The organism is Streptomyces sp. NPDC048291 (genome assembly GCF_043201715.1).
Taxonomy (GTDB): Bacteria; Actinomycetota; Actinomycetes; order Streptomycetales; family Streptomycetaceae; genus Streptomyces.
On sequence record NZ_JBICZC010000025.1, the window covers coordinates 80,087 to 92,662 of the forward strand.

Here is a 12,576-nt window from a genome sequence, read left to right on the forward strand (position 1 = left end):
GACACATGTGGGCCGCGGCGCCGTTGTGTGCGGCGCCACGGCCCACAAGTGCGGATCACATCAGACGCGGGCGGATTCCTGCCGCGCGGGCTCGCTGCCCGCCGATCCGTTGCCGTGCACCGGTGGTGTGGTGAGCCCGGCGCCCTCGACGTCGACGTGGGGCAGCAGCCGGTCGAGCCACCCGGGCAGCCACCACGCCCGGTCGCCCAGCAGGGCCAGCACCGCCGGCACGAGCGCCATGCGGACGACGAAGGCGTCGAACAGCACGGCGACGGCCAGACCGAAACCGATGGTCTTGATCATCGACTCGCCGGAGCCGATGAACCCGGAGAACACCGCGATCATGATCACCGCGGCGGCGACGACCACCCGGGCACTGTGCCGGAACCCGGTGACCACCGCCTGGGGAGCCCGGTCCCCGTGCACAAAGGCCTCCCGCATCCGGGCCACCAGGAACACCTCGTAGTCCATCGCCAGGCCGAAGACGATGCCGACCAGGAAGATCGGCATCAGGCTCATGATCGGACCGGTCTGCTCCACGCCCAGCAGTCCTGCGCCCCAGCCCCACTGGAAGACCGCCACGACCGAGCCGAGGGCGGCCAGCACCGACAGCAGGAACCCGAAGGCCGCCTTGACGGGCACGAGCACCGAACGGAAGACCACGAGCAGCAGGAGCAACGCCAGGACGACGATGACGGTCAGATAGGGAACGAGCGCGTCCTGCAGTGCCTGCGCGATGTCGATGTTCATCGCGGTGCTGCCGGTGACCTCGAAGGTCGCCCCCGTCCCGCGCTCCAGAACCGCGCGCTCCGCACGGATGGTCTGCACGAGGTCCTTGGTGTGCTCGTCGTTGGGGCCGGTGGCGGGCACCGCCGAGAAGAGCGCGGTGTCGCCGGCCTGGTTGAACTGAGCCGGGGAGACGGATACGACCCCGCGGGTGGCGCCTATCTCCTTCGCGATCTCGGTCGCCGCCGCCTTGGGATCCGCTGCTCCCCTGACATCCGCCACGATCGTCAGGGGACCGTTGAAGCCCGCGCCGAAGCCATCCGCCAGCGCGTCGTAGGCGCGTCGTTCCGTCGACGAGACAGGTTTGGACTCCGCTCCCGGCATGCCCATCTCCAGTTGCGTGGCGGGCAGGGCCAGGGCTCCCAGGCCCGCGACGCACACCAGCAGCACGGTCAGTGGACGTCGCAGAACGAACCGCGCCCACCGGGTGCCGCCGTTGTCTGCGGGCTGAGCCGCGCGGCCGTTCTTGCGCATCCGACGGGGGAGTACGGCGTTCGGCCACATACCGAGCAGGGCGGGGACCAGGGTGAGGGCGATCAGGACGGCGACGACCACGGCGCCCGCGGCGCACAGGCCCATCTTCGTCAGCATCGGAACACCGATCACCGACAGGCCGGCCAGCGCGATGACGACGGTGAGACCCGCGAAGACCACGGCGGAGCCGGCCGTGCCGACGGCGAGGCCCGTCGCGTCGTGCGGAGTGTGGCCGTTGGCCCGTTCCTCCCGGTAGCGGGAGACCACGAAGAGGGCGTAGTCGATGCCGACCGCGAGGCCCAGCATCGTGGCGAGCGTCCCGGTGGTCAGAGACAGGCCGAAGGCACTGCCGAGGGCCATGATGGACGCCATGCTGATTCCGACGCCGATGACGGCGGTGAGCAGCGGCAGACCGGCCGCCGCGAGGGATCCGAAGGTGATCAGCAGGACGACGGCCGCGAGAGCGATGCCGATGGCCTCGGAGGAGCCGCCCGCCGCGGGCTGCTCGGCGAGTGCGGTGCCTCCGACCTCGACCGTCAGGCCGGCGTCACGGACCTTGTCGATGGCCTTCTCCAGAGCGGCCTTGTCGGCGTCCGTGAGGTCGTCGGCCTTCACCTTGTAGTTCACGGTGGCGTAGGCGGTGGAGCCGTCCTTGCTCACCGCGGCCGCCGTGAAGGGGTTCACAACACCGGCGACCTGCGGTTCGTCGGCGGCCTTCCTCACGAGCGTGTCGATGGCGCTGCGGTTGTCGGACGCGGTCACCTTCTCCCCGTCGGGCGCGACGAACACGATCCGCGCGTTCGCGCCATTGGCGTCCGAGCCGGGGAAGCGCTCTCCGATCAGGTCGAACGCCTTCTGTGCCTCGATGCCGGGCATGAAGGACGTGCCGTCGTCGGAGGCGGCGGGAGCCTTGGCGGCGCCGAGACCGACGGCTCCGAGGATCACAGCCCACAACAGCGCCACAAGCCAGCGTCGTTGGAAGGCGGTCCGGCCTATCCGATAGAGCAAGGTAGCCACAGGAAACGGATCTCCAGGTCTGGGTTCGGGTGTACGGCCAGCCTGGCGTGCGAGAGTGTGCCCAGGCATCGTGCGCCTGCTGGCAATGCCGTCTGGTGGCGCTGCACCAGCCGAGGCTCTCTTGTCCTTCTCAAGGAGGAGTGCGAAGTACTGCGTGGGTATGACGCCGGGACGGACGCCCCCCGATCGACCTCGGCCGCCGCGCCTGCACCTGGTGGGGCGGCCAGGACGACCGCTGGAGCCGACCTGGTCCAGACCGGCGGGAGCCATCACGGAGGCGCCCGTACGACGCCTCACCGCGGAGCCGTCGCCCAGGAGGTGATGCCGGAGGGCCGCCTTCGGCGAGTGGGTCACGCATCCGGTCGTCAGCCCGGCCCTCCCAGGAGTCGACCGCGCCCCTCCCCTCGGCGAGCAGAGCGCCCGACCCGGCGAGGCCGGTACCGCGGGCGGCCCAGGACATGCCGGAGAGGGTCCCATGCCGGGTTGACGGCAGCGCCCTGGGCGAGATCTCCGCGATGTCCGACGAAACGCAGCCGTACCGGCGGACGACGGCGTCGCCCCGCCGACCAACGGCGGAGGACAGCCGCCACCCCTAGGACTGACGCGCGTCAGTGACCGACCGACGGGACGCGTATCATCGGGGTGCCTGCCGACGCCCGCGGCAGGTGGCGGGGCAGGGCGCGACCGATGGAACCGCGGACTCTGCCGCGCTGACGGCACGGACGATCAGAGGGTCATGAAGCGTCCCGCGAAGCGGAGCACGAGCGCCGACGTCGCCCAGGCGGCCGGCGTTTCGCGCACCACCGTCAGCTACGTGCTCAACAACAGGCCTGGGCAGGCCATCCCCGAAGAGACGCGCCGACGTGTCCTGGACGCCGCCGAGCGCCTGCAATACCGGCCCCACGCCTCCGCCCGAGCGCTGGCGGCCGGCCGTAGCGACATCGTGCTGCTCTCCATTCCCGACCTGCCCATCGGCCCGAGCATCAGCCGCTTCGTGGAGGAACTCGCCGCTTCCCTCGCCGAACACGGCCTGACGTTGGTGACCCACCTGATGACCCCCCGCGGCAGGACCCTGCAAGACGTGTGCGCCACCGTGGGCGCGTCAGCGGTTCTGGGTTTCGAGGGGTTCGACAAGGCCACCGTCCAGGCCCTGCACCGGCTCGGCGTAAGCGTTGTCCTTCCCCCGACCGACACCCATCTCGCCGCCATGCCACCCCTGGGCCGCATGCAGGCGGAGCACCTGATCGGCCGCGGCCACCGCGGGATCGGATATCTGCTGCCTTCGCCCGAGCGGTTCCTTCAGATGGGCGAGGAACGGTTGCAGGGGGCGACCGGTGCCTGCGCGGACGCGGGCATCGCACCGCCCCTCGCCCTCGGCGCCGCCGCCCTCGAGATCACCGCCCTGGTCCACGTGATCAGGCAGTGGACGGACGAGGGAATCACCGGCGTGTGCGCGTTCAACGACGAGCACGCCATCGCGCTGCTTGCCGCCATGCGGCACCTGGAGCTGACCGCTCCGGACGATCTCGCCGTCATCGGCGCGGATGACATCCCCATGGCGCGCTTCGCGGCTCCCCCGCTCTCGACGGTCCACTTCGACCTCCAGGAAGCCGGCAGGCACCGGGCCGAAGCCGTGGTGGCCGGTCTCGCTGGCCGGATCGCACCCCTGCCGGGCCCCGGAGCCGGCCTGCGTCTGGTCGAGCGCCTCTCCTCCTGAGCCCCGCCGGCCACCCCCGCGAGTTATCAATTCGTTATCGCGACACGTCTTGCTGTCGGGGCATCGTCGCTGTTTCCTACTGACGCGCTTCACTGACGCGCATCAGTAACGCGGGACACCCAAAACCCGGGCGCCGCGACGCCGTCCACCAGCCGACCCGGCCGCACCCCACACCCCCCACACGCTCCCGACTGAATCGTTTCAGAACCTTGCCTGCCAGATCACCGCCCGTTCCGCCCGTTCCATCCGAAAGGCGACCCATGTCACCGACCGAGACCCTCCCGGCCGCGCAAACCGACGAGACCAGGCTCTCCTCGCGGCATCTGCCGGCGCTCCTGGCCCTGCTGTGGACCGTCGCGCTCAACCCCATCGCGGGTCTCCTCTCAGGCAACTCCCAAGCCGAGGTGGCGATCCACTTCCACACCACGCAGGTCGCGTGGTTCACCCTCGGGGGCGCGCTCCTGGGTACGTTCCTGACGCCGTTCGCCATGAAGGCCGCGGCCATGTACGGCAAGAAGCGCGTCATGGTCATCGCCACGGTCATCGGCCTGCTCGGCGACGTGATCGCGGCCCTCGCCACCGGTTATTCGACACTGCTCGCCGGACGCGTCATCGCCGGCGCCTACGGGGCCACCGTGTTCATCGCCTACGCCATGGCCCGCGACGTCTTCCCGCGCCGACTGGTCGGTACGGCCAGCGGGGTGATGGCAGCCAGCACCGGCCTGGTAGGACTGGGCGGCCCGTTCCTGTCGGCCTGGCTGATCGACGACCACGGGTTCCGGGGCGCACTGTGGTTCCTCGTCGCCTCCACCGCGGTGTGCCTGCTGCTCCAGTTGCTCTGTGTCCCCGAGAGCCCGGTACGGGAGGCGGCACGCCGGATGGACTGGATCGGGGGGCTGCTGCTCGGTGGGGGTCTCAGCGCCATCGTCTACGGCATCGGTGAGGGTTCGCACTGGGGCTGGACGAGCGTCAGGACCCTGGCCTGGATCGGCCTGGGCGCGCTCGCGGTGCTCCTGTTCCTTCCGTTCGAGTCCCGCGTCGCCGACCCCCTGCTCCCGCTGTCGCTGATCAGACGGCGCCGGGTGTGGAGCGTCTTCCTGGCCACATCGGTGGGCGCAGGCGCCACATACGCGGTGGGCACCGTCACCATGCTCCTCACCCTCATGCCGCACATCCCGACGGTGTCCGACGGACTGGGCTGGTCGGTCACCAAGAGCGCGGTGGTCTCGTCTCCGATCAGTGTTCTGGTGATCGTGGTGGCGGTCTTCGCCGGAAAGCTCGCCGGACGCTTCGACACGCGGGTCCTGTTCGCCACCGGTGGCGTCCTGACCACCGCCGGTTTCGCCGTCGCCACTCAACTCCACACAGAAATATGGCACTTCGTGCTGATGGGCCTGGTCGCCGGCCCGGGCATGGGGCTCGTCGTCTCCGTGCTGCCGATCATGGTCATCCAGTCGGTGGCACCCGAGGAACAGGCCCTGGCCAACGGCTCCCAGTGGCTGATCCAGAGCGTGATCCAGGTAATCGTCAGCCAGCTGGTGTTCACCGTGTTGGCCCAGGACGGCACGGTCATGAAGGGCACGCAGTTCTACCTGGACAACGGGTTCACGAACGGGTTCCTGCTCATCGCCGGAGCGTGCGCCCTGGGTGCCCTGCTGGTGGCCACGATCCCGAAGGCACGCCGCATCGACACCGTGGAGGCAGGCCAGGCGGCCTGAGCCTTCCTCCTCTCGACCCGGTTTCCGAGTACGGCCTGCTCACCCGCCAGGGCCGGCCGCGCACGACAGACAAGGCAGGAAATGATCCGTACCTCCTTCAACGACGGCTGGCAGACCCGGCGCAAGGTGAATCCCTTCGCCGAACTGTCCGGCCCCGTCGCCCCGTTCCAGTCCGTCACTCTGCCGCACGACGCGATGATCGGCCAGGACCGCCTACCACCAGAGGGCGACGTGACCATGGAGGGCGGCGCGGGCGCCTACTTCCCCGGCGGCGTCTTCGAGTACCGCAAGACGTTCTTCGTACCGGAGGAACTGCGCGGCAAGCGCGTCCTGTTCGAGTTCGAGGGCGTGTACCGCGACGCCACCGTCCACATCAACGGCGACTACGCCGGCCAGCGCCCCTACGGCTACTCCCACTTCCACATCGACGCCGACCCCTACCTGCGCTACGGCCAGGACAACGAGATTCGCGTCGATGCACGCGCCCACCAGGACTCCCGCTGGTACAGCGGGGCCGGCATCTACCGGGACACCTGGATGCTCACCGGCGACTCGGCGCGCATCGTCCCGGACGGAATCCGAGTCACCACACTTGACGTCGAGGACGACCGGGCAGTGGTCGAGGTCGTGACCCGGCTACGCAACGACTCGATCGCCCCGCGCACCCTCGACCTCGCCGTCGACGTCCGTGACGCCACCGAAGATGTCGTGGCGGCCGACACCACCAAGGTCACCGTGCTGCCCGGCGAGGAGTCGATCGTCCGCTCGCGCCTCTACCTGCGCGAGGTACGCCTGTGGGACGTCGACAGTCCGCATCTGTACGGCTGCCGGGTCACCCTGCACGACGCCGACGAGCTGGTGGACAGCGACGGCACGGACTTCGGGATCCGCTCGCTGCGACTCGACCCCGAACGGGGCCTGCGGATCAACGGGCGCGGCGTCAAGTTGCGGGGTGCGTGCGTCCACCACGACAACGGCCCTCTCGGCGCAGCCACTTACGCCCGCGCCGAGGAACGACGGGTGGAGCTCCTCAAGGAAGCCGGCTTCAACGCCGTCCGCAACTCCCATCAGCCGATGAGCAAGGCCATGCTGGACGCCTGCGACCGGAACGGCATGCTCGTGGTCGACGAGGCCTTCGACGTGTGGACATCCGCCAAGAGCGGTTTCGACTACAGCCTGCACTTTCCCGAGTGGTGGGAACGCGACCTGGAGGCGATGGTCGCCAAGGACTACAACCACCCCAGCGTCATCATGTACTCGATCGGCAACGAGATCCCCGAGACGGGCTCGCCCTTCGGCGCCGCGTGGGGACGCAGGCTCGCCGAGAAGATCCGCTCACTCGACAGCGGCCGTTACGTCACCAACGCCGTCAACGGCTTCCTGGCCGTCATGTCCGACCTCGCCGCCCTGCGCCAGAAGCAGAAACAGGAGCAGGAGCAGGAGCAGGCCGAGAGCGGCACAGGCATCAACTCCAAGATGGCCGACGCGAGCGACATGCTGAACGCCGTCAGCGCCTCCGACCTGGTCACCCGGCGCACCGCCGAGTCGTTCAGCGTGCTCGACATCGCCGGCATGAACTACGCGGACAGCCGCTACGCCCTCGACCGGGAGCTCTTCCCGAACCGGATCATCCTGGGCACCGAGACCTTCCCCACCCGCATCGACTGCAACTGGCAGCTCGTGGAGCAGCACAGCCACGTCATCGGCGACTTCACCTGGACCGGCTGGGACTACCTCGGCGAGGTCGGCATCGGCCGCCCCCAGTACGCGACCCCCGAACGACCCCAGGCCGTCCACACCGCTCCCTTCCCCCACCTCCTCGCGGGCTGCGGCGACATCGACATCACCGGCCACCGGCGCCCTGCCTCCTACTACCGCGAGATCGTCTTCGGCCTGCGCACCGCCCCCTACATCGCCGTCCAGCGCCCAGAGACCCACGGTCGGACCTCCGTCGGCAGCCCCTGGGCCTGGAGCGACTCCATCGCGAGCTGGACCTGGCCCGGCTGGGAGGGCAAGCCCATCACGGTCGAGGTCTACAGCGCCGCCGACGAGGTCGAACTCATCGGCAACGGAAACTCCTTCGGGCGGCGGCCGGTGGGCGCCGAGCACCGATTCCGCACCGAGTTCGAGATCGTCTACGTGCCCGGAGAACTGGTCGCAGTAGCCTACCGGGACGGCGTCGAGACCGGCCGCACCGGCCTGCGGTGGGCCAACGGTCCCGTCCGGCTGGCAGCCGAGGCCGATCGCCAGGTCGTCCGGACGACGGGCGGCGACCTGGCCTACATCACCCTGACCCTGACCGACGCGGCCGGCACCTGCCACACCGCCGCCGACCGCCCGGTGAGCGTCGAGGTGTCCGGAGCCGGGGAACTGATCGGGTTCGGCAGCGCCGACCCGTCGACCGAGGAACGGTTCGACACCACGGAACGCCGTACGTACGAGGGCCGCGCGCTGGCCGTCCTGCGCCCCACCTCTGCCGGAAGGATCCTGCTGACGGCGACCGCGCCGGGATGCGATCCGGTGGACGTCGTCGTCACGGCCGAATAGCCCCCGCACAGTCGCAGAGCGCCCCCTACCAGGAACGATGGCCATGATCGACCGTAAATCCCTCGTCCGCCGCCACACCGTCGAGATCGACCGGCCCGACCCGTCCCACGTCCTCACGGTGGGCAACGGCGACTTCGCCTACACCGCCGACATCACCGGCATGCAGTCGTTCCCCGCTTACCACGACCAGGATGCCGCGATGGCGGAACACCGCCTGGCGGTGAACACCGCGACGATGACCACCTGGAGCTGGCACGCCATGCCCCATCCCGAGGGCTACACCCTCGCGGACGCCATGTCCGAGTACGACACGTCCCGAGGGAAGGTGAGTTACCCGGACAGGTTCGGCCTCGCCGCCATGCTGGGCGGCGACCTGCCGGAGGAGATGCGGGCCGGAGCCTGGCTGAGCGCCAACCCGCAGCGACTCGACCTGGGCCGTATCGGACTCCTGCTGCGCCCGTCCCTCGATTCCGAGCCCGAGGCCACCCCCGAAGCACTGGCAGAAACGCGGCAGAGCCTCGATCTGTGGACCGGAACCATCAGCAGCCGGTTCAGCTATGCCGGCCACGGGGTGAAGGTCACCACCGTCGCCGATCCCGAGCACGCCCGCATCGCCTTCCGCATCGAGTCCTCGCTGCTCACCAGTGGCCTCGCCGGAATCGTGATCCGCTTCCCCTACGCGAGCGACAGCTTCTTCCAGACCAGCGACTGGGCCTCACCCGAGCGCCACCGGACCGCACTGGAAGACGACGGCAAGCAGGGCTGGAGCTTCCACCGCACCCTCGACGACACCACCTACACCCTGCGCCTGCACTGCTCCGGCGCCAGCGTCCAACGGGGCGCGGGACCACACGAGTTCCTCCTGACCACGACCACCAGCACCCTGGAGGTCGTCGCCGCCTACTCCCCCGCCGCCACGCCGGTCCTCGACGACCGGACCACCTTCACCTCCGTCCAGAACGCCGCGACCGCGGGCTGGCGGGAATTCTGGAACTCCGGCGCGGCCATCGACTTCACCGGCAGCACCGATCCCCGGGCCGCCGAGCTGGAGCGGCGAGTCGTGCTCTCGCAGTACCTCACGGCAGTCAACTGCTCCGGCACCCACCCGCCGCAGGAGACCGGACTGATCACCAACTCCTGGCACGGCAAGTCCCACCTGGAGATGCACTGGTGGCACGCCGCCCACTTCGCCACCTGGGGACGCCCGGAACTGCTCGAACGCAGCCTCGACTGGTACCTGTCCATCCTCCCCGAGGCCCGTGCCACCGCCCGCCGCCAGCACTACGAAGGAGCACGCTGGCCCAAACAGACAGGCCCCGACGGCCAGGAGAGCCCCTCGGACATCGGGGTGTTTCTCGTCTGGCAGCAGCCCCACCCCCTGTACCTCCTCGAACTGCTGCACCGCAGCCGCCCGGCGGGTGAGCACCGGCAGTTGGTGGCGCGCTTCGCCGAACTCGTCGAGGAGACTGCCTCGTTCATGGCTTCCTTCGTGGAGGAGCGCGACGGCGCCTACCACCTGCCGGCCCCCCTGGTCCCCGCTCAGGAGTTCTACGACGCGACCACCACCGAGGACCCCACCTTCGAACTGGCCTACTGGTGGTGGGGGTTGGAGATCGCCCAGCGGTGGCGTGAGCGCGCCGGCCGTGAACGCGACAAGCAGTGGCAGCGGATCCAGGACGGTCTGGTCGCCCCGCACCAGCTTGCGGGCCTGTACACGGCCATCGCCACCGAGCCCTATCTGCGCCGTGACGACCACCCCGCCCTGCTGTGCGCCCTCGGCTTCCTCCCGGCCACCCCGCTCGTCGACCCCCGCATCATGGCCTTGACTCTCCAGGACATCCAGGACAACTGGGACTGGGGCAGTGCCTGGGGCTGGGACTTCCCGGTCATGGCGATGACCGCCACCCGCGTCGGCCGACCCGACATCGCGGTGGACGCACTGCTCATGGAAACCCCGAAGAACAGCTACCTTCCCACCGGCCACACGCCGCAGATCGGCAGCCTCCTGCCCGTCTACCTGCCCTCCAACGGCGCCCTGCTCTCGGCCGTCTCCCTCATGGCAGCCGGCTGGGAGGGAGACGGCACCGACAGCCCCGGTTTCCCGGCCGACGGCTGGTCCGTAGAGCACGAAGGCTTCACTCCCTGGCCCTGACGACAGCTCGTTTGGTCACCGCCCACCCTCCGAACAGGAACCCCTCATGAGCGCAGCACCTCACTCGTCGATACGCCCGGGGCAGCCCTGGTACGACACGTCCGGCAACCGCATCCAGGCGCATGACGGGTCGATCACCCACATCGACGGCACCTTCTACTGGTACGGCGAGAACAAGGAGAACACCAAGCCAGGCAGCGGCATCCGGCACTGGGGCATCCGCTGCTACGCCTCCACCGACCTCTACAACTGGGAGGACAAGGGGCTGATCATCCCGCCCCGACCGGACGACCCCGGCTCCCCGCTTCACCCCGCCAAGCAGGTGGACCGGCCGCACATCATCCACAACGCGGCGACGAAGCGGTAGGTGTGTTGGCTCAAGATCATGGGCGAGATCACTGGCGAGGGGCACACGCAGGAGAGCACAGTCCTGCTGGCCGACGACTTCCTCGGCCCCTACCGCGTCGTACGCACCGGGCTGCGCCCTCTCGGGATGAACGCCGGAGACTTCGACCTTGCCGTCCACCCGGCCGACGGCAAGGCGTACTACTACTTCGAACGCATCCACAGCGAGCTGATCTGCGCCGATCTGACCGACGACCACACGGACGTCACCGGTCACTACTCGACGCACTTCCCGCACCCGCACCCGCCGTACGTCCGCGAGGCCCCCGCCTACTTCACCCGGGGCGGACTGCACTACCTGATCACGTCGGGCACCTCGGGCTACTTCCCCAACCGCTCAGAGGTGGCCGTGGCCCATTCATACCACGGCCCCTGGACCGTACTGGGCGACCCGTATCCCGACGACGCGTTCGGCACCTCCCACCGCTCCCAGATCAGCCAGGTGTTCAAACATCCCCACAAGAAGGATCTGTACATAGCCCTCGCCGACCGGTGGCTGCCCGGACTGGCTCCCGAACTGAACCAGCGCGTCCAGGAAGGAATAGAGAGGCGCTTCTCCGGAGCGCCGGAGCCCACCGCCGACATCCCCGCCTCCTTCCCCCGGGAACTGCTCGACCCCGACGCCTCGATCGCGGACTACGGGTGGCTGCCTCTGCGCTTCGACGGTGACATGACCTTCGTGGACTGGCACGACGAGTGGCGGATCGAGGACTGGGACTGACGCAGTCCCTCTCCGCTCTCACGCACCACTGTGTGGTCGGCGCCTTCGGGAAGACCACCGAGCCGGCGGAGTCACCGTGTATCGCGCCGCCCCGAAGCGGCGGATGTACTGAACCACGACGGTCTCCATGGCAGCTGCCGTCGCCAGTGCTCCGTCCAGACAGAGCAGAGCGAGTTGGTAGTGGTGGTGCTGTGCCTGCGCTCAGGCGCCAGCGGATCAGGCGGGCGGCGGCTCGGCAGGTCGGTGAGGAGGGACATGGTCACCGACTGGCGGGAACCCTTCGAAGCCTTGCAGGTACTCCTCGACGAGTGCGAGGACCTCGTCGTGTCCGTCGGTGATGCCGAGCACACCGTCGATGGCCAAGATGCGGGACAGGCCGCCCAGTAGGACGCTGAGGGCGGCCGGGGACAGCCGGCCGGCGTCCGCGCCTCGGGTACGCACGGCGCTCGCGAGCGCCACGTTCTCTATCCGCCGGAACCTGCGCGAGTATGCGACGAGTTCGGTCCGGACGGCCTCGCGGTGGTTCGCGAGGGCGATGAACTCCATGGTCAGCGCGACGTCGTGGGGTTCGCTGGCGACCTCCCACAGCGCGCGCAGCGGATTGTCCGCCGCCGCGGCCTGCTCCAGACGCCTGAGGTTCGCCTCGGCGCCGCGCCGGAACACGGCCAGGAACAACTCGTCCATCGTGTGGAAGTAGTAGTAGACGAGCGCCGGATTGGCTTCCGCCTTCGCGGCGACCTTGCGCGTGCTCACTGAGGCGTACCCCTGCTCCAGCATCAGTTGCACGGTCGCGTCGAGCAGGGCCGTACGGGTATTCGAACCCTCAGCTCCGGCCGGGCGCGTGCCGCTCATGGCGTCGCCTGTGGACGATGCGTTTCGGTGAAGGTACGGAGCAGAGGCATTCGGCCACTGTAGCCGTCCATGACCGGCCGAACCGCAGGTGTTACTGACCTTTCCGTTGAGTTGTCGTGTTGAGCGAGAGGCCGGTTTCGGCGAGGCAACCCTCGATGAGGTCGGTGCGTCGTTGGATGCGGCGCAG

8 protein-coding genes are annotated in these 12,576 nt (G+C 69.1%); 6 read left to right on the forward strand and 2 right to left on the reverse strand.

Annotated elements, in window-relative coordinates; all coding sequences use genetic code 11:
- Positions 1 to 60 precede the first annotated feature (60 nt).
- Positions 61 to 2,277, reverse strand: a complete 2,217-nt coding sequence (locus tag ACGF5O_RS46835) for an MMPL family transporter (RefSeq protein ID WP_393816067.1) — start codon at positions 2,275 to 2,277, stop codon at positions 61 to 63.
- Between the two features lie 736 nt (positions 2,278 to 3,013).
- On the opposite strand from ACGF5O_RS46835, the gene ACGF5O_RS46840 reads away from it, so the two are divergent.
- From ACGF5O_RS46840 to ACGF5O_RS46865, 6 genes are all read left to right on the forward strand, one after another.
- Positions 3,014 to 3,994 carry a LacI family DNA-binding transcriptional regulator gene (locus ACGF5O_RS46840; RefSeq protein WP_393816068.1) on the forward strand — a complete coding sequence of 327 codons (981 nt, stop codon included), beginning with the start codon at positions 3,014 to 3,016 and terminating at the stop codon, positions 3,992 to 3,994.
- 260 nt (positions 3,995 to 4,254) lie between these two features.
- Complete coding sequence (locus tag ACGF5O_RS46845) at positions 4,255 to 5,712, forward strand: MFS transporter (protein ID WP_393816069.1); 1,458 nt, start codon at positions 4,255 to 4,257, stop codon at positions 5,710 to 5,712.
- An 81-nt stretch (positions 5,713 to 5,793) separates the two neighbouring features.
- Complete coding sequence (locus ACGF5O_RS46850; RefSeq protein WP_393816070.1) at positions 5,794 to 8,259, forward strand: glycoside hydrolase family 2 TIM barrel-domain containing protein; 2,466 nt, start codon at positions 5,794 to 5,796, stop codon at positions 8,257 to 8,259.
- Between the two features lie 43 nt (positions 8,260 to 8,302).
- Complete coding sequence (locus ACGF5O_RS46855; protein ID WP_393816071.1) at positions 8,303 to 10,411, forward strand: hypothetical protein; 2,109 nt, start codon at positions 8,303 to 8,305, stop codon at positions 10,409 to 10,411.
- Between the two features lie 46 nt (positions 10,412 to 10,457).
- Positions 10,458 to 10,778 (forward strand): hypothetical protein, encoded by a 321-nt coding sequence (locus tag ACGF5O_RS46860; RefSeq protein WP_393816072.1) that lies wholly within the window; start codon positions 10,458 to 10,460, stop codon positions 10,776 to 10,778.
- Between the two features lie 18 nt (positions 10,779 to 10,796).
- A complete protein-coding gene (locus ACGF5O_RS46865) occupies positions 10,797 to 11,537 on the forward strand; it encodes a family 43 glycosylhydrolase (RefSeq protein WP_393816073.1) in 741 nt (246 codons plus the stop codon).
- A 216-nt stretch (positions 11,538 to 11,753) separates the two neighbouring features.
- Here ACGF5O_RS46865 and ACGF5O_RS46870 read toward each other — a convergent pair whose 3' ends face one another.
- On the reverse strand, positions 11,754 to 12,389 hold the full coding sequence (locus tag ACGF5O_RS46870; protein ID WP_393816074.1) for a TetR/AcrR family transcriptional regulator: 636 nt from the start codon (positions 12,387 to 12,389) through the stop codon (positions 11,754 to 11,756).
- Between the last annotated feature and the right edge of the window lie 187 nt (positions 12,390 to 12,576).

Bases quoted from the DNA above. Each gene is read 5' to 3' on its own strand.
- ACGF5O_RS46855 (WP_393816071.1), top strand. From the start codon at position 8,303: ATGATCGACCGTAAATCCCTCGTCCGCCGCCACACCGTCGAGATCGAC.
- ACGF5O_RS46870 (WP_393816074.1), bottom strand. From the start codon at position 12,389: ATGAGCGGCACGCGCCCGGCCGGAGCTGAGGGTTCGAATACCCGTACG.
- ACGF5O_RS46860 (WP_393816072.1), top strand. From the start codon at position 10,458: ATGAGCGCAGCACCTCACTCGTCGATACGCCCGGGGCAGCCCTGGTAC.
- ACGF5O_RS46845 (WP_393816069.1), top strand. From the start codon at position 4,255: ATGTCACCGACCGAGACCCTCCCGGCCGCGCAAACCGACGAGACCAGG.
- ACGF5O_RS46865 (WP_393816073.1), top strand. From the start codon at position 10,797: ATGGGCGAGATCACTGGCGAGGGGCACACGCAGGAGAGCACAGTCCTG.
- ACGF5O_RS46850 (WP_393816070.1), top strand. From the start codon at position 5,794: ATGATCCGTACCTCCTTCAACGACGGCTGGCAGACCCGGCGCAAGGTG.
- ACGF5O_RS46840 (WP_393816068.1), top strand. From the start codon at position 3,014: ATGAAGCGTCCCGCGAAGCGGAGCACGAGCGCCGACGTCGCCCAGGCG.